Below are 19,814 nucleotides of genomic sequence, written 5' to 3'. Positions count from 1 at the left end.
GGCCGGGATCAACCGGCGGGCGGCATAAGGAGGAGAAATGTCTGTATTTTCGTTATTGGCGCAGCATGCCGACATGGCCGTGCATAACCTGCATGTTGCAGGCACCATGGTCTCGGATGCTGCCTGGCACGGCAGGCTCGGCGTCGAGCATGCCACCGATCATCTCGTGGTGTTGGCGCAGGCGCAGACCGACAGCGCGCCTGTCACCGCCGATCAGCTGAAGGAACAGCTGAAAAACGTGCAGCAGGAAGAGCAACTCGGCTGGCTGACCGCAATCGGCAAATACTTCATCGGCATCTTCCAGAAAGGCGGCGAAGTGTTCGCCGGCTTCGTTACCGGCATCATCCCGACACTGGTGGTGCTGATGACCGCCTTCTACGCCGTCACCGAACTGGTCGGCGAGGAGCGCGTCCACGGCCTGGCACGCGGCGCCGGCAGGATCGCGCTGACCCGCTATACGCTGCTGCCTCTGCTGGCGGTGTTCTTCCTCACCAACCCGATGGCTTACACCTTCGGATCGTTCCTGGAAGAAAAGCACAAGCCCGCCTTCTATGACGCGGCTGTCTCCTACGTGCATCCGCCGCTCGGCCTGTTCCCGCATATCAACCCCGGCGAATACTTCGTCTGGGGCGGCATGCTGGTCGCCTTGCTCGACCTCGAGAAGCGGGGTGTCGTCGCCGGAGGCTATCACGTCAAGGTGGCGATCTGGTACGCCATCGTCGGCCTCGTCGTCATCCTGCTCAAGGGCATGCTGACCGAGCGCATCACCGCCATCATGGCACGCCGCCAGGGCATCGAGCTGTAAGGGCGGGGAGGACATCATGGCCAAGACATACAAAGCCGTAAGGATCTCCCGGGGCTCCACAGGCTGGGGCGGCCCGCTCGTCATCGAGCCGACCGCACAGCGCGATAAGATCGTCTCCGTCACCGGAGGCGGCATCCATCCCGTGGCACAGCTCATCGCCGACATGACCGGCGCTACGGCCGTCGACGGCTTCAAGGCGCCGCCGATCGAAAGCGAGATGGCGGTCGTCGTCGTCGACTGCGGCGGCACCGCACGCTGCGGCGTCTATCCGCGCAAGCGCATCCCGACCGTCAACCTGACGCCGGTCGGCCAGGCTGGGCCGCTCGCCCAGTTCATCACCGAGGACATCTACGTTTCGGGCGTGAAGCCGGCCAATGTCACAATGGCGGACGGATCCGAGGCGGTCACCACTGCGGGGGGAGCAGCATCGATGAGTCCAGGCAACAACACCGCGGCCGCGGCACCACAGCCGCTACCGAGCGAAGGCGGGCTGATCGGCCTGATCAGCTCGATCGGCCGCGTCATGGGCCGCGTGGTCGGCATCTTTTTCAATGCCGGCCGCCGTACGATCGACCAGGTGGTGCGCAACGTGCTGCCGTTCATGGCCTTCGTGACCATGCTCATCGGCCTGATCCTGTACACCGGCATCGGCGACGTGCTTGCCCAGCCGATGGGACCGCTCGCCAACAACATCGTCGGCCTGCTGATCATCTCGGCCATCTGCGGCCTGCCGTTCCTGTCCCCCATCCTGGGACCGGGCGCGGTCATCGCGCAGGTCATCGGCGTCGCCATCATCGGTCCGCAGATCGCCAACGGCACGATTTCGCCGGCGATGGCGCTGCCGGCGCTGTTTGCCTATAACACCCAGGTGGGCTGCGACTTTGTCCCGGTCGGCCTGGCGCTCGGTGAAGCCAAGCCCAAGACGATCGAAATCGGCGTCCCGGCGGTTCTCATCAGCCGCCAGATCATGGGCCCGGTCTCGGTGCTGATCGCCTGGGTCGTCAGCCTGATCGTGTTCTAAGCAAATTCCGGGAAAGCCTGAAACGGCTTTCCCGGAAAAAGGAAATGAGGTTCGCCATATGACGGTTCTGCTGAGAACACGGGTCACTTCCATCGGGCCTGAGGTGGCGGACCTTGCCGAAGGGGGCGTGCTCATCCTGTTCGCGGATGGCTCGCCGCCGGAGCTTGCCGAGGTTTCCGTGCTCCACAAGACGGAACTCGGGCCCAGCGAAGGCGCGCCGCAGAAGGGCGCGTTGATCACCCTTGGACCTGTTTCCGCGACAATCACGGCGGTCGGCTCCAGCGCCTGGAGCAAGGTGCTCGAGATGGGGCATGTCGTCATCTCGTTCAATGGCGCCACCGAGGCCGAGCGGCCGGGCGAGATCTGCGCTTCGCAGGTCGACACTCAAGCGCTCGTGGCCGCCCTGAAGACAGACGCGATCATCACCATCGCCGCCTGAAGCATTCGCGCCGCGACCCATGTCGGCGCGGCGCCACAACAGAGTATTTGCCATGGAACGCTCGACTATCGTCAGAGTGCATGAAGGTTTGCACGCCCGTCCCGCCACGCGCTTCGTCAAGCTTGCCAAGGGTTTCGAATCCGATGTCGAGCTGGTCAAGGACGGCAAGGCGGTCAGCGCCAAGAGCTCGGTCAAGCTGATGCTGCTGGCGGTGAAGGAAAACCAGGAAGTCACCGTGCGGGCGAATGGCGCGGACGCCATTGAGGCGATCGAGGCGCTGATCGGCTATCTCGAGAATCCGAAGGCAGGTCTCGACGATGACGATCCGCAACCGGCCGCCAATACGGGCGAGGACATTGTGCCGGCGTCCGAACCCGTACCGGCTGCTTCAGGCGTGGCCGGTTTGCGCGGCGTCGCGGCGAGCGAGGGCGTCGCCATCGGGCCTGCCTTCGCGCATTTTCCGCCTGACATCGCTGGACAGGGCCGCATGCTGCAGGCGGAGGAGATCGCCGGCGAGATCGACAGGTTCCGCGCCGCCGTCGCCGCCGTTCAGGCGCGCATGGACAAGGCGCTGGCGCAGGACACCCTGTCCGCCGGAGATCGCGGCATCATCGCGGCGCTGCGGGACATCGCCGCCGACGACAGCCTGACCGGCGAGGCCGAGAAGGCGATCAAAAGCGGCAATGACGCTGTCTCAGCCGTCATCACCGCCGCCTCCACCATAGCCGCCGATTTCAGCGCGGTCGATGATCACTATCTCAACGCGCGCGCCGACGACTGCCATGCGGTCGGACGACAGATCTGTCTGGCGTTGCTCGGCCAGGATGACGCCAGCCTCGAAAATATCCCCGAAGGCGCCATCCTGATCGCCGACGATATCGGCGCCTGGGACCTGGCGCGGGCGCCGCTGAAGCGCATCGGCGGGGTGGTATGCGGCCATGGCGGGGCCACCTCGCATATTGCCATCATCGCCCGTTCGCACGGCATTCCGGCAGTGCTGGGCCTTGGCGACCAGATCAATGCCCTGCGCAGCGCGCGCGAAGTGGCCGTGGACGGCAATGGCGGGCAGGTGATCGTCGACCCCGATGCGGCGACCCGCGCGGACTTCGCCGCCCGCGTCCAGGCGGCGGCCAAGGAGCGCGCCGGACTGGCCGTGTTCAAGACCGTGACGCCCAAACTCGCGGACGGCAGGATCATCGAGGTCGCCGCCAATATCGGCTCGCTGGAGGAAATCGAGGCAGCGCAGGAAGCCGGCGCCATGGGCGTCGGCCTGTTCCGCACCGAGCTTCTGTTCATGCGTCATATGCATCTGCCCTCCGAGGACATGCAGGCGGAGACCTATGCGGCGCTGGCCAAGGCATTCGCGCCCTATCCCGTCATCGTGCGCACGCTCGACATAGGCGGTGACAAGCCGATCGCCGGCATCGAATTTCCCGACGAGGAAAATCCCTTCCTCGGCTGGCGCGGCATTCGCATGTGCCTCGACCGGCCGGATATCTTCAAGCGCCAACTCAGGGCGCTGCTCAGGGCAGCCGTGCACGGCAACATCAAGGTGATGCTCCCGATGGTCTCCGACATATCGGAGGTACGGCAGACGCGGGTTCTGGTTGCCGAGTGCGCGGCGGAACTGAAGGCGCAAGGCGTGCCGCATGCGGCGTTCGATCTTGGTGTGATGATCGAAACGCCGGCCGCCGTTCTGATCGCGCCGGCGCTGGCGAAAGAGGTGTCGTTCTTCTCGATCGGCACCAACGACCTGACCCAGTACATCATGGCCGCCGACCGGCTCAACCCGACCGTGGCCAAGCTCAATGATGTCGCCAACCCGGCCGTCATGTCGGCGATCGAGTTGACGGCAAGAGCCGGCGTGGCCGCCGGCATCATGGTGGGCATGTGCGGCGAGGCGGCCGGACGCCCCGACCTCATCCCGGCCTTTCTCAAGATGGGGCTGACCGAGCTCTCGATGAGCCCGGCCTCGATCCAGCGCGCCAAGAAGACCATCGCGGACATGGCGCTCGGGCGATAGTCTCGGCCAGAACCGGCAGCTACGGCAAATGGGCAAGCAAGGTGGCGAAGACAGGTGTCAATTCATCGACCGGGCTCGCCTTGGCACAGGCCTTGACGACGCGGTCGTGACGGATGCCGGCCGCCAGAACAGCGGTCTCCAGCATGTCGGGCTCAGGCGCACCGTCGCTGGCCGTGGTGGCCAGGCCGCAGGCCAGGACGACGGGGGCCAAGCAAGCTATGTCGAGGGTCCGGTCGCCCATTGCTTCCGGCTCGACTTCGACAAGGCGGACAGGACGGTGATTGAGGCATTCGACCAGCAGCGCCGCACAGGCAGCGGCGACGGCCGGCAGCGCGGCGGGGCCGGGTCTGGCGGGTATCGCGGCCAGCAGACCGGCGTGGCGTTTTCGCATGGCGGCGTGGACGGCGGCGAAATCCGCCTCGTGGATCCGGGCATTGTCGATCCTCAGGGCGGCGAGCACGGTCCTGGTCAGATAGTACATGTCGCGCCGGAAGACGCGCTCGGCGCTGGACCGGCGTTCCTCGTTGCCGGCCGGGAAATAGATGCCAAGGCCTTTCACGGTCGTTCCGTCGATCTTCGTCGGGCGGTCATGCGGGACAAAGGATTCGGCGATCGACAAGGCTTCGTCGACGGCACTGGCGGCATGGCCGAGCAGGCCTTCGATGCCTTTGCCCGGGAACGGCGGCAAATGGCTGGTTGCTTCCCGCACGAGATTGGCCTCGCTGTCGCTGTCGTGGCGGCTCTGGCGAATGATGTCGCGGACGTCGCGCAGCCGGTCCTTCAAATTGACGCGGACATCCCTGGAGATTTGTCGGAGCATCGCGAATCGCCTCGAAAACGTCTACCGGCCTCGGCCGCCGAGAGCCGGCCGCTGACCCTACATTGTTCCTATCGATTGGTAGCTCAATAGGCGATATTAAACCAGCGTGGAGAATCGGCGAGTGACTCCTACATCGCCGAGCGGGGAGAAGACAGTTGGGCAGGCGACGGCAGGGCGATAGCGAAAGCGGAGTGACCGAGGCGCCCGAACAGGTCGTCAACGAGAGCCGCACGGACCGCCTCAGGATCCGCGCCGCCTGGATGTATTTCGTCGAGCAGATGACGCAGAACGAGATCGCCGACGTGCTCGGCGTCGGCCGCGTCACCATCGTTCGCATGCTGGCGGAGGCGCGCTCGCGCAACGAGGTGAAAATCACCATCGAAAGCGAGTTGTCAGAGATCGTGCGGCTGGAGCGCGCGCTGGAGCGCACGTTCGGCCTGAAGCAGGCGCTGGTGGCGCCGCTGACCGCGCCCAATGCCGATCCGATCCCCGCGATCAGTGCGAAGACCGGGATTTTCCTGTCCGACACGATGAAATCCGGCATGCGCGTCGGCGTCGGCTGGGGTCAGACGCTGTTCTCGAGTCTGCCCTTCATCAGCGCCAAATCGCTCACCGACTTCAAGGTCATTTCGCTGCTAGGCGGTGTGGGCGTCGTGCGCCGCTACAACCCGGCCGAGTTCGCCTGGCGCTTCGCCCAAATCTTCCAGGGCGACGGCTATCTGATCCCGACGCCGGCCGTCGTCGACAGCGTCGAGACCAAGATCGCGCTGGTCGAGCGTTGCGGACTGCAGGAGGTTTTTGAGATGGCCAACGTGCTCGATGCCGTTCTGCTGAGCGTCGGCGGCATCGCTTCGGCCACTACCTTCTCTCGCGGCGGCTTTCTTAAGGAGGCGGACCGCGAGGCCTTGGTTGCGCGTGGCGCCGTTGGCGACCTTCTGTTCCATTTCTTCGACCGCAATGGCAATCTCGTCGACCACCCCGTCAACAGCCATGTGATGTCGGTGGAGGTCGATCGGCTGCGCAAGGCGCCGATCCGCATTCTCACGTCCGGCGGCGAAGAGAAGACAGCGGCGCTGCTCGGCGCCATGAACCTGATCGCGCCGACCATCCTGATCACCGACGAAGAGAGCGCAAGGCGCATGCTCGAGGCGGTCAACGGAAGCTGAAGGACCCCGTGACGTAGTCCGGCCAGGCCTGCTCCTCGTCGAAAACAGCGACAAGATCCGAAGTGTCCGCCAATATCCCGCTCAGGACCAGCGCCGTGGCGATGCCGGAGCCGTTTCCGCCCGCTATGTCATGCTCGACACTGTCGCCGACGCAGACCACGCTGGCGCGGTCGGGCTCGCCGGCCAGCGCCAGTGCGGCATCGAAGATCGCCGGGCCGGGCTTGCCGATGCGGGTGACGCTGCCGCCCAGGCTCTCGTAGAGATCGGCGATCTCGCCGGCGCCGAAGCGAGGCCCGACCGCCGTCAGCATGATCTTGTCGGGATTGGTGCAGAAGCATGGCACCTTTCGCGCCGCCGCCGGCGCCAGCAGGCGGCGATAATGGTCCAGGTCGTAGCGGTCGCCCTCGCTGGCCGCGATCAATACCAGGTTGGCGGTATCGCCGGCTCCGGTCAACACAAAAGGCAGGCCCTCGATCGCTGTGCGGTCATTATCGCGGCTGATCAACAGGCAGTTCGTGCCGGGCCGCAACGCTCCGGTCCCCGCCATTTCGTGGAAGGATCGCCACGCCACCTCGCCGGAGGAAACGAAATGATCCCAGCTTCCGGCCTCGAAGCCGAGCCTCAGCAAACGGTCCTCGTTGGGCTTGGCGCGCCTGCCGGAGTTGGAGACCAGCACCACGGTCTTTCCGGCGCGCTTCAGTGCAGCCAAGGCCGCCACCGCGCCGGGATAGGGGGCCGAGCCGTCATGCAGCACGCCGAACTGGTCGACCAGGAAGACCTGGTAGCGCTCCGCCAGCGGTCCGATGCCGTCGAGGCGTTCAGCCAGTTTCCGGTTCATAGCAGCCCCGCCTCGTTCGCACCCTTCAACGCCAGCCGCGCCGTTCCGGCAGCGGCCTCGTCCGACAAAGCCGGCAAGAACGCAACGCCGAGCTTACGCTGCCGGATCGCGCTCCACGCCGGATTTGCCGCGCCGCCGCCGACGCTGCGCACCGAAGTCAGCGCCGGCGCGCCGAGCTCGCCAAGCCGGCGATAGCCGAGCGCTTCGATCGCGGCCATGCCTTCGAACATCGCCTTGAGATAGTCGGCATCATCCACCGGGCGCGGGACGAGGCGCGGGGGGAGCGCCGGATCGGCGATCGGGAACCGTTCGCCCGATGTGGCGAGCGGATAATAGTCGAGGCCGGTCTCGGTCGCCGGGTCGATCATGGCACTGAGCTCGATGATGCGCGCGAGGGGAAAATGCTGCGCCAGCACCTTGCCGCCGGAATTCGAGGCCCCGCCGGCCAGCCAGGCATTGCCCAGCCGATGGCTGTAGATGCCGTATCGCGGCGCCGAGATCGGCCGGTCGGACAGGATCTTGATGGTAAGCGAGGAGCCAAGCGCCGTGACTCCGTCGCCGACCCCCGCCGCACCCGTCGCCAGGAAAGAGGCGCAGCCATCGGTCGTGCCGGCAACGACGATCACGTCGCGGCCCAAGCCGAACAGATCCGCCATCGCCGCGGTGAGCGTGCCGGTGACGTCGCCCGGCTCGACGACGTCAGGCAGCAAATCCATGCGCATTCCGGTCGCCGCGATCCAGTCCGGCCAACGGCGGGCCTCGACATCGTAGCCGGTTTTCAAGGCGTTGTTCTCGTCGCTGACGTCGAAGCGGCCCGAGAACTGTCCGGCGATCCAGTCCGCCTGATGCAGCACCGCCGCCACGCCCGGCAGATGCTGGAAGTGAAGCGCCTTGGCGAGGCCTGAGGTCGCGCCGTGCGCGGCGCTGCCCGCCGGCGCCTCGCGCGCGATCGCGGCCAGTATATCGTCGCCGGCGACCTTGTCGTTGTACATCAGCGGTTCGGCGAGCGGCCGTCCGGCACCGTCGACCGGCAGCAACGTGCCCGAGGTGCCATCCACGGCGATGGCGCGGACCGTGGTCCGGTCGATGCCCGCAATCAACTCCGCCAGCGCTGCCCGGACCGCTTGCCACCATGCCGCCGGGCTGCGCGGATCCTGGCCAAATGCGTCGAGGCGGACGGCGGCTTGGCCGGCAATTGAAAAGTCCGGGCGCATGGCTACGGCGCGGGCGCCCGAGGTGCCGATATCGACGCCGATGACGAGGCGATCCGAGAGAGGCGAGCCGGCGACGGGCGACATGTCAGCCACCGGAGGCGTTCAGTTTCTGGCGGTACTGCTCGGCGTCCCAGTTGACGAGTTCGTCGTTCTCCGCCTCGGTAAGGTAATTCAACGTCGCCGTGACATCGACCCGCGCCGTCACGTCGGCAAGGCAACGCTGCATGGCGTCGGCGCCGGCGCTGGCATTGGCGCGCATCAGGACGCCGAGCCCCGGGAACAGGATCGACAGGGGCTGGGCGCCGCGACGCCTGACGACAGCGGCGACGTCCTCGCCGGGCGCAGCCACCACCGAACCCTTGCCGAGGAAGATGACATGGTCGGGATAGAGGCTGCCGCCCGATGCCATGCGGCGGCTGTCGGGATCGATGGCGACCGCGTGCGCCTCGGTGTCGACGGGCAAGCGGTAGCCGGAATTTGCGGCAAGCGCGGTCAGTGCCGCGATGTCGGGCGCGGCCGCGTCGCGCGGCGCCCTTGCCAGAAGCCCGGTCACGCGGCGCAACAGCGCCTCGGCCCCGGTGACGGTCTCGGCCGCGACGACGAGGCCGTGATTGCCCAGAATCAGGACATCGACGCCCGGCCGCAGCCTTTCGGAGATGCCCTGGGCCAGCGGCAGGCCCGGCCGGCGGTAGGGAACATAGGCCCATTGGATGCCTGCGAGCCGGCACGCGGCCAGGACCTCGCAATCGGCCTGCACCGCAAGCGAAATGGTGTCGACGCAGTGGACATGCAGGACCACGCGCTGCGGCATCAAGGCATGCACCGTGGTCTCGATCGAGGGACGCAGCCCGCGCGGGTTGAGCGCGCCAATGGCGAAGGCCTGAGGCTGGTCGGCGGCGGGGTCGCGTCGTTCAACCGCCTCGAGCAATGGCGCCATCGCCACCGGCACCATGATGTCATCGGCGAGCGCGTCTTTCAGCCAGGTCCCGGAAGCCTTGATCCACAGCGTGTCTCCGGCTTTCAGCGAGGTGTTGCCGCCGGCGGCCTGGGTCAGATGCGGATCCTGTCCGATGGCGGCCGAAAGCGCCCGCAGCGCCGCCAATTCCTGCGCATCCGCCTGGGTCGCCATCACGCATCTCCTCCAACAATCCGCCAACCGTCGAATGCGGTGGTCGGGCATTCGACGGGTTGATATCGCAGATAAGAGTGAGTTCCGTCAACCGTGATCGAATACCGTCAGTTGCGGCTTGCAATCGAGCTAATGTTGAGTAAGTTACACCAACTGCCGTCGCAGAACGGCGTTTTGGAGGAAACAGTTGAGCGACTCCGGCCGCCAGCGTCAGATCGTCGAACTCTTGCGTGATCGCCCCTTCGCCTCGGTGCGGGAGCTGCAGGAGCGGCTCGGCGTTTCGGCCGCGACGGTGCGGCGCGACATCGACCGGATCGACGAGGCGGGCGAGGCGCGCAAGGTCTATGGCGGTGTTTCGGCGCTCGACGGCACGTCGCAGGCCGGCGTCGCCTATGCCCGGCCCTATGACGAGAATCGCGACCTCGCGGTCGAGGCCAAGCGGCAGATCGCCAACCTAGCCGCGACCATGGTGCGCGACGGCGACGCGGTCATCGTGCATGGCGGCTCGACCTGTTTCCATCTCGGGGTCAAGCTCGCCGAGCGCAGCATCCGGCTCTACACCAACTCGATGCCGCTGGCGGCGTATCTGAGCGATCATGGCCATTGCAGCCTGACCGTTGCCGGCGGCGACCTGCACCGCGAGCCGGGCATCATTCACTCGCTCACCCATCCGGCACCTTTCTACGCTTCGAAGTTCTTTCTCGGCGCGCAAGGCATCGGCCAGGAAGGCTTGCTGGAATCGCACCCGCTGCTGGTGCGCTCGATCGTCGAGCTTAGCCAGTGCGCCGACCAGATCGTCGTGCTGGCCGACAGCCGCAAGCTTTCGATCCAGGCCCGTAACGTTGCGCTGCCCCTGTCGCGCATCGGCACGCTGGTCACCGACGACGGTCTTTCCGATGCCGACGCGCGCATGCTGGAGGATGCCGGCGTCATGGTGCGGATTGCTTCGACCACGGGAGCCATCGCATGAAGGTCGCGGTGCTCGACTTCGGCAAGACCAATTCGAAGCTGTTCGTCTTCGGCCAGGACGGACGCATTCTCGACGAGCGCCGGACCCAGCCGAAATGGACGCGCCAAGGCGGCTTCAGCGTGCTCGATGAGGCCGACCTCCACGATTGGGCGCTCGGCGCCGTCACCGCTGTGATCGAAAACCATGGCGTGGAAGGGGTGATGGTGTCGGGCCATGGCTGCACCTTCGCCCTCGTGGACGACGCGGCGCTGACGCATCCGATCCTCGACTATGAGCAGGAGCCGCCGGCCGAAATCGCCGCGCGGATCGATCGCCGCATTCCGGACTACGCCGAGACGTTCTCGCCGCGGCTGCCGCTCGGTTTCAACTACGGCCGCCACATGCTGTGGCTGCAGGAGGCCGCACCCGACGCTTTCGCGACGGCGAAATGGATCCTCGGCTATCCGCAATATTGGAGCTGGCGCCTTGGCGGCAGGCCGGTTTGCGAAGTGTCCTATCTCGGCTGCCATTCGCATCTGTGGGCGCCGCGTCGTCACGATTTTTCCTCACTGGTCGACGCCGAGGGGTGGCGCCACCAGATGCCGGCCTTCGCGCGTGCGGGAACTGTCATCGGCGAGCAGGACTTCGGCAGCGCGGCACGGCCGCTCGCCATCCACAACGGCGTCCACGACTCGAATGCCGCGCTCCATGCCTATCGGCGGCAGGGGCTGGGCTCGGTGACAGTGGTTTCGACCGGCACCTGGGTCATCGTGCTCAATCCCGACTGTCCGCTCGAGGCGCTCGACCGCGATCGCGACATGCTGGTCAATGTCGATGTGGACGGCGGCCCGGTGCCGACCATCCGCTTCATGGGCGGGCGCGAATTCGCCGCCATCAGCGACGGCTGGCAAGGCCCGGTCGAAGGCGCGGCGGTGCAGCGGGCGATCGATGCCGGCATGATGGCATTACCGAGCTTCGCGCCGGGCGGGCCGATGCCAGGCCGTTCGGGCCGGCTGGTCGGACGCACGCCTGATGCCGGCGAGCGTGCGGCCGTGGCACTGCTCTATGTCGCGCTGATGCTCGACCTCTGCCTCGACCTCATCCATTCCAGCAACACCGTGATCGTCGACGGCGGTCTCAACACTGGCGGCCTGCTCGCCAGCCTGCTGGCGCAGCTGCGGCCGGAGCAGGCCTTCATGCAGGGCGCTTCGCTGCAAGGCAGCGCCACGGGCGCTGCGGCCCTGGCTTTCGAGAGCGTCGGGCGTGAATTCGCCGCCGAGCCGCCGGAGCCGGTGAAAGCAGTGCGCTTCACCAGCCTCGCCGGCTACCGCGACGGCTGGCGCGATCTGGTCGCCGGGACCGCCGGCAAGGTCGCAGCCCGATGAGCGCGCAGGCCAGGACGGAGACAGCCGGCATGGGGGCGGAACGCCACCCGGTGCTGGAAATGCGCCATATTTCGAAGACGTTCGGCGCGATCCGCGCCCTGCAGGATGTTTCGCTTACCGTCCAGGCCGGCGAGCTGCACGCGCTGATGGGCGAGAACGGTGCCGGCAAGTCGACGCTGATGAAGGTGCTTTCGGGCGCCTATCGTCCCGATCCCGGGGGCGAGATCCTGATCGATGGCATGCCCGCCGCGACCGGCGATCCGATCAAGGCGCGCGCCAGCGGCGTCGCGGTGATCTACCAGGAACTGTCGCTGGCGCCCAATCTGACCGTGGCGCAGAACATTTTCCTCGGCAACGAACCGCGCCGTTTCGGCATCGTCGACCGCGACCAGTGCAACCGGCGCGCGACCGAGATCATCGGCCGGCTCGGCGTTTCCTTTTCGGCGCGTGCCCTGGTTTCCGGCCTGTCACTCGGCGAGCGCCAGCTGGTCGAGATCGCCCGGGCGCTGTCGACCAATGCGCGCATCATCGTCATGGACGAGCCGACCACGTCGCTGACCTCGCGCGAGACCGAGCGGCTGTTCGAGGTGATCGCGACGCTGAAGGCGCAAGGCATCGCCATCATCTACATCAGCCATCGCATGGAAGAGGTCTACCAGCTCGCCGACCGCGTCAGCGTGCTGCGCGACAGCGGCTATGTCGGCACGCTGGAGCGCGCCGACCTCAGCGCCTCGCGGCTCGTTTCGATGATGGTCGGCCGCGATCTCTCGGCGTTCTACAAGAAGGATCACCGCCCGCCGGGCGAAAAGCGCGCCGTGGCGCTGTCGGTGCGCGGCATGTCCGACGGCAGGCTGCTGAAGGACTGCTCCTTCGACCTCTATCACGGCGAGGTGCTGGCGCTGGCGGGCCTCGTCGGCTCGGGCCGCACCGAACTTGCCAGGCTCATCTTCGGCGCCGACCGGCGCAGCGCCGGCACGCTGGAGCTCGACGGCAAGCCGATCGCCATCGGCTCGCCGCGCGAGGCGCTCGATGCCGGCATCGCCTATCTCACCGAGGACCGCAAGGAACTCGGGCTGTTCCTCGACATGTCTATTTCCGACAACATCAACATGGGCGTGCTGGCCAGGGATGCGCGCGCCGGCGGCTTGCGGGACTTCGCCGCCGCCGACAGGCGCGCTGCGAAAGCCGTCGCCGATCTCTCGATCCGCACCCGCTCGGCGCAGGCCAATGCCGGTTCGCTGTCGGGCGGCAACCAGCAGAAGGTGCTGCTGGCCCGCCTGCTGGAGACCGAACCCAAAGTGGTCATCCTCGATGAGCCGACGCGCGGCGTCGATGTCGGCGCCAAATCGGAAATCTACCGGCTGATCGACAATCTCGCCAACAGGGGCATCGCCATACTGATGATCTCCAGCGAATTGCCAGAGGTGATCGGCGTCGCCGATCGGGTTCTGGTGATGCGCGACGGCGCCATAGCGGGCGAGGTGACGGCGTCCCGGGGCGAGGCGCTTCGCCAGGAAGCGATCATGGAACTTGCGACGGGAGCGGCCCAGGAAGGACCGAAGGGATGACCGACAGAACGACCGCGACGACGAGTGTGGATCAGGCGGCGGTCAGGAGCCGGCGGTTGCGCACGGCTTTGGCCGCGCTCGGCATGCTGCCGGTGCTGGTGTTGCTGGCGGCCGGCTTCCAGTTCATCAATCCGCGCTTTCTCACCGGCACCAACCTGTTGATCGTCACGCAGCAATCCTCGATCAACATCGTGCTCGCCGCCGGCATGACCTTTGTCATCCTCACCGGCGGCATCGACCTGTCGGTCGGCTCGATCCTTGCCGCTTCCGCAATGGTGGCGGTGCTGGTGTCGCTGGTGCCGGACTGGGGCCTGCTCGGCGTGCCGGCGGCCATTCTGGTCGGTCTCGGCTTCGGGGTCATCAACGGGCTGCTCATCGCCTATATCAGGCTGCCGCCCTTCATCGTCACGCTGGGCTCGCTGACCGCCGTGCGCGGCGTCGCCCGCCTGCTCGGTGAAGACACGACCGTGTTCAACTCCGACCTGCCGTTCGACTTCATCGGCAACGGCTCGCTGTTCGGCGTTCCCTGGCTGGTCATCATCGCGCTGACGGTGGTGGTGGTGTCGTGGCTGGTGCTGAAACGCACCGTGCTCGGCACCTGGATCTATGCCGTGGGCGGCAATGCCGAGGCGGCGCGGCTGACCGGCATCAAGGTGCCGCTGGTGCTGCTCTTCGTCTATGGCGTGTCCGGCCTGCTGGCAGGTCTCGGCGGGGCCATGTCGGCGGCCAGGCTCTATGCCGCCAACGGCCTGCAGCTCGGCCAGTCCTACGAACTCGACGCCATCGCCGCGGTCATCCTGGGCGGCACAAGCTTCGTCGGCGGCGTCGGCTCGATCTGGGGCACGCTGATCGGCGGACTGATCATCGCCGTGCTGTCCAACGGGCTCATCCTGGCCGGCGTCTCGGACATCTGGCAGTACATCATCAAGGGATTGGTCATCATCGTGGCGGTCGCCCTCGACCGCTACAGGCTCCAGGCAGGGGCAAGAACGTGAGTGACCTTGTCGCCGGCATCAAAGACCGGCTTGTGTAACGCACCGTGAGAGGCGCGGGGCATCAGGAGGAAGTAAGCGTAATGAAGACCATCGCCAAACTGCTCTGCGGCGCCGCGTTCGCGGCCGTCGCCATTGCGCCGGCATCGGCCAAGGACCTGAACAAGGTCGGCATCTCGGTCGGCCTGCTCGGCAACCCCTTCTTCGTCGCCACCATCAAGGGCATCGAGGACGCGGCCAAGAAGATCAATCCGAACGTCGAGGTGACGTCGGTGTCGGCCGACTATGACTTGAACAAGCAGGTCTCGCAGGTCGATTCCTTCATCGCCGCCGGCGTCGACGTCATCATGCTCAACGCCGTCGATGCCAAGGCGATCGCGCCCGCGGTGAAGAAGGCGCAGGCGGCGGGCATCGTGGTCGCGGCCTTCGACGTCTCCGCGCCAGGCGCCGACGTCACCGTTATGACCAACAATGTCAAGGCCGGCGAGGAGGCCTGCCAATATCTGGTCGACCAAACTGGCGGCAAGGGCAACTACGTCATCCTCAACGGTCCGGCGTCCTCGTCGATCCTGGAGCGCGTGAAGGGCTGCAAGAACGTGCTTGCCCAGCATCCCGACATCAAGATCCTGTCCGACGACCAGAACGCCGAAGGCTCGCGCGACGGCGGCCTGAAGGTGTTCCAGTCGCTGCTGACCCGTTTCGACAAGATCGACGCGGTGTTCGCCATCAACGATCCGACGGCGATCGGCGCCGAGCTCGCCGCCAAGCAGCTCAACCGCTCGGAGTTCATCTTCACCGCCGTCGACGGCGCGCCGGACATCGAGAAGGAACTGGCATCCGGCAAGTCCATGATCAAGGCTTCTGCCTCGCAGGATCCCTACGTGATGGCCGGCCAGTCGCTGACGATGGCCGCCGACGTGCTTGCCGGCAAGAAGCCGGCGGAGCCGGTGGTGCTGCTCGATCCGAAGCTGATCACCGCCGAGAATCTGAAGGACTACAAGGGCTGGACCGCGGCCCGCTGATCAGTCCAAGGCGGACGCGGCCGGGCTGACCTGCCGCGTCCTCCTCATTTCGTCGCAAAACCGGAGACGATCATGTCGCGCATCGGAATCCACTCTTTCGTCTGGTCGGCGAGCTCGACGCAGGCCGAGCTCGAACGCACGCTGGCCAACACCAAGGAGGCCGGCTTCGACCTGATCGAATTCTCCTATCTCGACCCCGCCAATGTCGATATTGGCGGGCTCGCCAAGCGCATCGCCGATCTCGACCTCGGCGTGGCGATCAGCATCGGCCTGCCGGTCGACGGCGACATTTCGAGCGCCGACAAGGCGGTCGCCGCGCGCGGCGTCGGGATCCTCAACGACACCGTCGCCCTGACGCGCGACCTCGGCGGCCAGAAGGTCGCCGGTATCCTCTCGACCAGCCACGGATTGCAGACCGAGGCGCCGACGCGAGACCAGTGGAACCGCAGCGCCGGGACGCTGGCCAAGGTCGCCGAAACCGCGAAGGCGGCAGGCGTCACGCTCAACCTCGAGATCGTCAACCGCTTCGAGAGCAATCTGCTCAACACTGCGGCGCAAGGCTTGGCCTTCATCGAGGACACCGGCTCTGACAACATCTTTCTCCACCTCGACACCTTCCACATGAACATCGAGGAGGCCGATGTCGGGCTGGCCATCCGCCATGCCGCCGGCAGGATCGGCTATGTTCATATCGGCGAGAGCCATCGCGGCTTCCTCGGCACCGGCAATATCGACTTCGCCGCGATATTCGATGCCCTGACGGCGAGCGGCTATGCCGACGATCTCAGCTTCGAATCCTTCTCCTCGGAGATCGTCGACGAGAACCTGTCGAAGAAGACCGCCATCTGGCGTAATCTGTGGACGGACAACATGGCGCTGGCCAAGCACGCGCGCGCCTTCATCGGGCTGGGAATGGAAACGGCAAGGCGCAAGGCGGAACTCGTCGCGGCGCGCCACAAGCCCTGAGGATTTCAGACTGAGGAGCAGCAGGAATTGCCAAATCGCCCAACCCAGGCGCGGACGCGCCTGGTTCCTGGTGCAAGGCCGCGAACTCAGCTTCATTGACTGTGAAGGCAGTTAATGCTACAAATTGCCTATGGTGCTGAGTCGCGCCAGGGACCCGCCGAGCAGGCGGGTTTTTTCGTTCAGAGCTCCGTCAAACAGTGCGAAGGCGCCGGTGAACCCGGATTGGTTGCCCTGGTCCCCCTGGCGGCATTGCCCACGCCACGCGTAACGGCTATCCGACGGTGCGACAGCGAAGCAAAACGGAGCCCCGGCATGACGAACAAGACGATCCTGAAATTCGGCACCGTCGAACACGCGGAAGCCGGCGACCTGCCTGGCTGGATCGCGGTCGAGGGCCGGCCGACCATGCAAACCGCAGTCCAGCACACGACCGCGGACGGCAAGGTGATCTCCGGAACCTGGCGCGCGTCGCCCGGTACGTATCACGCCACCTACACCGACTATGAGTTCGTGCACATGATCGCCGGCCGCATCATCATCACGCCCGACGGCGGCACGCCGGTCGAAGTCGGCCCCGGCGACGCCTTCGTGGTGGAAGCCGATTTCAAGGGAACCTGGAAGATCATCGAGCCGGTGACGAAGCATTTCGTGGTCAGGGTGGGCTGAGGCAGGCTGTCAGACAGACAAGCCAGCCGCTCGCTGGCCTTTGATACCTTTCGTCAATCCCGGCCATCCTCGCATGTCCACGCAACTGGCGGGGCCGTGACTGGCGCCCGGTTGGAGCGAACGGGACCAGAATGCCGGCAGGGCGAACGGTGTCCGCCTTGCTCATCGTGCCATCGCGTGAGACCCCACGGCGAGCAACCCCGCTGTTGGAGCACGCGGAACAACAGGATCCGTGGTCATTTCATTGTTTAGTGAGGAAGGCCTTGCAAGCCGGCGTGACTTCGCTGAGGTGCTGTTTAAGGCAGCCTTGCGCCTTCACTTCGTTGTCCATGTGGCACACCCGCTTGGCGTCCGCTCTACAGGGAGTCTTGTAGGCATCTTTCGCTAAGGCGGCGTCGGTGAGAAAAAGCGATATACAAGCCCAAAGCGCCAGTTGAAGTGACTTTCGATTCCGCATGGTTGTGTTCCCATCGTGAGTGCAGAAGCGCGGTCTTTATATGCGTTAATGCTAAAGAATGGGAATCCACCATAAGGAGGAGGGTGCGAGCACCCGCGCAAAATCGGATGAGCAATGTAGCGCAAAACACGGCTTACATAAGCGCAGTGCTGACCAACTGTCTCGCGCACGGCTCAATCAAAAGCGCTAATATAATCTCCGGTTTGTCGAGCTTGTTTCCAATTTTGTGTTGGAGTAACCCAATATCGCTTGGGAACACGAAATGGAGAGAGTCGTTAGGCTGCGTGCAGGGTAGGTTTTTTCCTGCCATTTTTCTGAAACACGGAATTGTTCCTTGGCAATGTCGGGGGAAGACTCTCCGTCTTGAATAAAATAACGAAGCCGTGATTACGGGCGTTTTATTCCTGATTTGTCGATGACGCGAAGAATATTCGATCCGTAATCGAGCAGTTTTCATATACTTATAAATGAGGGGCGAGATGTCTACCGTGTTTAGACGCGCGTACATCAAACCAGGTTGGTGTTTTCTTCTCGTGGTCACGTCGGTTGCGTTCCTCATTTGCCTGGGGGGTGGGGAGCTCACTGCGGGTGAGTTCAAGAAAACCAGCTGTTGGTTCGAAATTCCCCGGGATCGGGCAATGACGTGTGGGACCGTGAATGTTCCAGAAAATCGAAAGAAGACGGGCGGTACCGAGGTCGTCCTGTCCGTGGTCGTATTCGAACCGGACCGCGAACGGCACGAACCGGTGGTGTTTCTCACAGGAGGACCGGGGCAGCCTACCGACATTGCCAATAGCGACGACATCGATGGATGGTGGGAATTCATCGGCGCCCAGAGTTGGATGATCGGACGCCGAGTAATCGTCGCTGATCAGCGGGGTATCGGAAAGTCCGCTCCCGCCTTGGACTGTTCTCAATATTTCAAGCCCGATCATTGGAACGCCATTCTCTCGAGCGTTGAGGTCGAAACCACCTTTAGCAAGCTCAAAAAAGATGAAGTTCTTGCATGCAGGACGGCGTTGATCGCAAAGGGCATTGATCTTGATGCCTACAACACTGAGGAGAATGCGGAGGATATTGATGACCTTCGGAAGGCTCTCGGGATAGAAAAGTGGGTTCTCTATGGCGTCTCGTATGGCACCAGGCTTGCACTCGAAGTGATGAACCAGCACCCCGAAGGGGTCTCGGCGAGTATATTGGATTCAGTTGTTCCGCTGGATATCAATTACCTGAACGAAGATGGGCCGAATCTCGACCGATCGTTAAAATTGCTAGAGCGAGACTGTGAGGCAGCGAACAGATGCATGAATGGGATATCCAATGCTGTTCAGCTTATTGCAAGACAGCTGGATCGGCAGCCTTTGCTCTTGCGCAGCACAGATAAAGAGGCGCGCTACACATATGTCTCCGGGGCAGATTTCCTCGAGCTTATATTCGGCATTTTATACGATCGCGATGCGCTCCTGACCCTGCCGGAGCTGATCGAGAGGACATACAAACAGGATTTCAGACCCCTGGCGGAGATACTTTTCGATGCTGACGACCTGGAGATCTCCCAAGGTATGGACTTCTCTGTAAGTTGTTCCGACAGCGATCTCCCCGATCTGAATGGCAAGCAGGACAAATACTGGTCGAAATGGGTTGAGCTGAACGACTACTCCTGGGCATGCCCTCTTTGGATGCTTGAGAACGGGCCAGCATCGCAGGTGCAGCCGCGCCGCACTGACATACCCACTCTTCTGTTGTCGGGAGAATATGATCCAGCAACGCCGACAGCATGGGCGGACCACGCGGCGAAGACCCTTCCTTTCGGCCAGGTGGTGGTCTTTCGGGGGATCGGACACGATGTCATTGATTCCGATCCGTGCGGGTCGAAAGTAGTTGCTGATTTCCTTGCAAACCCCAAGCTCAAGTTGAAGACTGAATGTATCGGTGAGATGGGGGCCCCGCAATTTCCAAGCCCGCCAAAGGAACTGTGGTCGGGAGCGGAGGCACTACACTCTATATCAGCAAATCGCTCAAGGCAGGATAGGTTGAGATTTCGATTTGGGCACTGAAATTCCTCTTAGCCAAAATTGTAAATTCCGATATTTTGCTGCCGACGAAGTTAAGCTAAAGCGGAACTCGCAAATCATTTAAACACTACGGTAGCATCGCTTAAGGACCCCTCTCGTCTTGCGGGTGGAAGTCGCGTGCGTGTCGCATTTCGATTATCAAATTCCGAAGTTTCACAGAAATTGTAGGAGGATCGAACAGTGTTTACGTCTCGTCGTGTATTGCTTTCGGCCTTGGGTGCAAGCATCGCATACGCCGCCTTTGGTGGCATCGCGCGTGCGAAGGGCGGTGGCGGGGGA

The 19,814-nt window shown here is 64.3% G+C and carries 17 protein-coding genes; 13 read left to right on the top strand and 4 right to left on the bottom strand.

Features of this window, described 5'->3' with window-relative positions; all coding sequences use genetic code 11:
* The first annotated feature begins 37 nt into the window (after window positions 1-37).
* Genes FJ959_RS00085 through ptsP form a run of 4 tightly spaced genes read left to right on the top strand, consistent with a single transcriptional unit; the run spans window position 38 to window position 4,288 of the window.
* Window positions 38-805 (top strand): PTS glucitol/sorbitol transporter subunit IIC, encoded by a 768-nt coding sequence (locus tag FJ959_RS00085; protein WP_140501608.1) that lies wholly within the window; start codon window positions 38-40, stop codon window positions 803-805.
* 16 nt (window positions 806-821) lie between these two features.
* The gene (locus FJ959_RS00080; protein ID WP_140558471.1) at window positions 822-1,826 is read left to right on the top strand and encodes a PTS glucitol/sorbitol transporter subunit IIB; all 1,005 of its coding nucleotides are present in this window, start codon (window positions 822-824) and stop codon (window positions 1,824-1,826) included.
* 58 nt (window positions 1,827-1,884) lie between these two features.
* Window positions 1,885-2,265, top strand: coding sequence for a PTS glucitol/sorbitol transporter subunit IIA (locus FJ959_RS00075; RefSeq protein ID WP_140561612.1), 381 nt, complete (start codon window positions 1,885-1,887; stop codon window positions 2,263-2,265).
* A 52-nt stretch (window positions 2,266-2,317) separates the two neighbouring features.
* Entirely contained in the window at window positions 2,318-4,288 is a 1,971-nt protein-coding gene (ptsP, locus tag FJ959_RS00070) for a phosphoenolpyruvate--protein phosphotransferase (RefSeq protein ID WP_140627875.1), read from the top strand.
* Between the two features lie 19 nt (window positions 4,289-4,307).
* On the opposite strand, the gene FJ959_RS00065 is transcribed toward ptsP, so the two are convergent.
* Complete coding sequence (locus FJ959_RS00065) at window positions 4,308-5,108, bottom strand: hypothetical protein (protein ID WP_140627872.1); 801 nt, start codon at window positions 5,106-5,108, stop codon at window positions 4,308-4,310.
* A gap of 155 nt (window positions 5,109-5,263) precedes the next feature.
* Between FJ959_RS00065 and FJ959_RS00060 the strand changes: the two genes are divergently transcribed.
* Window positions 5,264-6,274 (top strand): sugar-binding transcriptional regulator, encoded by a 1,011-nt coding sequence (locus tag FJ959_RS00060; protein ID WP_140627869.1) that lies wholly within the window; start codon window positions 5,264-5,266, stop codon window positions 6,272-6,274.
* Here the strand turns inward: FJ959_RS00060 and FJ959_RS00055 are convergent.
* Genes FJ959_RS00055 through FJ959_RS00045 form a run of 3 tightly spaced genes read right to left on the bottom strand, consistent with a single transcriptional unit; the run spans window position 6,261 to window position 9,455 of the window.
* Window positions 6,261-7,112, bottom strand: a complete 852-nt coding sequence (locus FJ959_RS00055; protein WP_140567505.1) for a TIGR01459 family HAD-type hydrolase — start codon at window positions 7,110-7,112, stop codon at window positions 6,261-6,263. The genes FJ959_RS00060 and FJ959_RS00055 overlap by 14 nt on opposite strands.
* Window positions 7,109-8,410 (bottom strand): FGGY-family carbohydrate kinase, encoded by a 1,302-nt coding sequence (locus FJ959_RS00050; RefSeq protein WP_140627866.1) that lies wholly within the window; start codon window positions 8,408-8,410, stop codon window positions 7,109-7,111. Before FJ959_RS00050 ends, FJ959_RS00055 begins: the two co-directional genes overlap by 4 nt.
* 1 nt (window position 8,411) lies before the next feature.
* A complete protein-coding gene (locus FJ959_RS00045) occupies window positions 8,412-9,455 on the bottom strand; it encodes a class II aldolase/adducin family protein (protein ID WP_140584660.1) in 1,044 nt (347 codons plus the stop codon).
* A gap of 187 nt (window positions 9,456-9,642) precedes the next feature.
* Between FJ959_RS00045 and FJ959_RS00040 the strand changes: the two genes are divergently transcribed.
* The 8 genes from FJ959_RS00040 to FJ959_RS00005 all read left to right on the top strand — a co-directional run bounded on the left by FJ959_RS00040 (window position 9,643) and on the right by FJ959_RS00005 (window position 19,517).
* Window positions 9,643-10,425 (top strand): DeoR/GlpR family DNA-binding transcription regulator, encoded by a 783-nt coding sequence (locus tag FJ959_RS00040; RefSeq protein ID WP_140525811.1) that lies wholly within the window; start codon window positions 9,643-9,645, stop codon window positions 10,423-10,425.
* Complete coding sequence (locus FJ959_RS00035) at window positions 10,422-11,789, top strand: FGGY-family carbohydrate kinase (RefSeq protein WP_140627864.1); 1,368 nt, start codon at window positions 10,422-10,424, stop codon at window positions 11,787-11,789. Before FJ959_RS00040 ends, FJ959_RS00035 begins: the two co-directional genes overlap by 4 nt.
* Entirely contained in the window at window positions 11,786-13,357 is a 1,572-nt protein-coding gene (locus FJ959_RS00030; protein ID WP_140584662.1) for a sugar ABC transporter ATP-binding protein, read from the top strand. The genes FJ959_RS00035 and FJ959_RS00030 overlap by 4 nt, the downstream gene beginning before the upstream one ends.
* Window positions 13,354-14,352, top strand: a complete 999-nt coding sequence (locus FJ959_RS00025; RefSeq protein WP_140517933.1) for a ribose ABC transporter permease — start codon at window positions 13,354-13,356, stop codon at window positions 14,350-14,352. The genes FJ959_RS00030 and FJ959_RS00025 overlap by 4 nt, the downstream gene beginning before the upstream one ends.
* 80 nt (window positions 14,353-14,432) lie before the next feature.
* Complete coding sequence (locus tag FJ959_RS00020; protein ID WP_140517934.1) at window positions 14,433-15,371, top strand: ABC transporter substrate-binding protein; 939 nt, start codon at window positions 14,433-14,435, stop codon at window positions 15,369-15,371.
* Between the two features lie 72 nt (window positions 15,372-15,443).
* The gene (locus FJ959_RS00015) at window positions 15,444-16,337 is read left to right on the top strand and encodes a sugar phosphate isomerase/epimerase (protein WP_140627861.1); all 894 of its coding nucleotides are present in this window, start codon (window positions 15,444-15,446) and stop codon (window positions 16,335-16,337) included.
* Window positions 16,338-16,649: 312 nt separating this feature from the next.
* The gene (locus tag FJ959_RS00010; RefSeq protein ID WP_140501578.1) at window positions 16,650-17,003 is read left to right on the top strand and encodes a cupin domain-containing protein; all 354 of its coding nucleotides are present in this window, start codon (window positions 16,650-16,652) and stop codon (window positions 17,001-17,003) included.
* Window positions 17,004-17,939: 936 nt separating this feature from the next.
* On the top strand, window positions 17,940-19,517 hold the full coding sequence (locus tag FJ959_RS00005; protein ID WP_181165413.1) for an alpha/beta hydrolase: 1,578 nt from the start codon (window positions 17,940-17,942) through the stop codon (window positions 19,515-19,517).
* Window positions 19,518-19,814 lie beyond the last annotated feature (297 nt).

The sequence above is a fragment of the Mesorhizobium sp. B2-2-4 genome (genome assembly GCF_006442375.1).
Lineage (GTDB): Bacteria > Pseudomonadota > Alphaproteobacteria > Rhizobiales > Rhizobiaceae > Mesorhizobium.
The sequence above is the reverse complement of the archived record's forward strand: the minus strand, read 5'-3'. Positions and strand labels throughout refer to the sequence as shown.

Coding starts and splice junctions, on each gene's coding strand:
- FJ959_RS00085 (WP_140501608.1), top strand. CDS start 38: ATGTCTGTATTTTCGTTATTGGCGCAGCATGCCGACATGGCCGTGCAT.
- FJ959_RS00080 (WP_140558471.1), top strand. CDS start 822: ATGGCCAAGACATACAAAGCCGTAAGGATCTCCCGGGGCTCCACAGGC.
- FJ959_RS00075 (WP_140561612.1), top strand. CDS start 1,885: ATGACGGTTCTGCTGAGAACACGGGTCACTTCCATCGGGCCTGAGGTG.
- ptsP (WP_140627875.1), top strand. CDS start 2,318: ATGGAACGCTCGACTATCGTCAGAGTGCATGAAGGTTTGCACGCCCGT.
- FJ959_RS00065 (WP_140627872.1), bottom strand. CDS start 5,108: ATGCTCCGACAAATCTCCAGGGATGTCCGCGTCAATTTGAAGGACCGG.
- FJ959_RS00055 (WP_140567505.1), bottom strand. CDS start 7,112: ATGAACCGGAAACTGGCTGAACGCCTCGACGGCATCGGACCGCTGGCG.
- FJ959_RS00050 (WP_140627866.1), bottom strand. CDS start 8,410: ATGTCGCCCGTCGCCGGCTCGCCTCTCTCGGATCGCCTCGTCATCGGC.
- FJ959_RS00045 (WP_140584660.1), bottom strand. CDS start 9,455: ATGGCGACCCAGGCGGATGCGCAGGAATTGGCGGCGCTGCGGGCGCTT.
- FJ959_RS00035 (WP_140627864.1), top strand. CDS start 10,422: ATGAAGGTCGCGGTGCTCGACTTCGGCAAGACCAATTCGAAGCTGTTC.
- FJ959_RS00030 (WP_140584662.1), top strand. CDS start 11,786: ATGAGCGCGCAGGCCAGGACGGAGACAGCCGGCATGGGGGCGGAACGC.
- FJ959_RS00025 (WP_140517933.1), top strand. CDS start 13,354: ATGACCGACAGAACGACCGCGACGACGAGTGTGGATCAGGCGGCGGTC.
- FJ959_RS00020 (WP_140517934.1), top strand. CDS start 14,433: ATGAAGACCATCGCCAAACTGCTCTGCGGCGCCGCGTTCGCGGCCGTC.
- FJ959_RS00015 (WP_140627861.1), top strand. CDS start 15,444: ATGTCGCGCATCGGAATCCACTCTTTCGTCTGGTCGGCGAGCTCGACG.
- FJ959_RS00010 (WP_140501578.1), top strand. CDS start 16,650: ATGACGAACAAGACGATCCTGAAATTCGGCACCGTCGAACACGCGGAA.
- FJ959_RS00005 (WP_181165413.1), top strand. CDS start 17,940: ATGTCTACCGTGTTTAGACGCGCGTACATCAAACCAGGTTGGTGTTTT.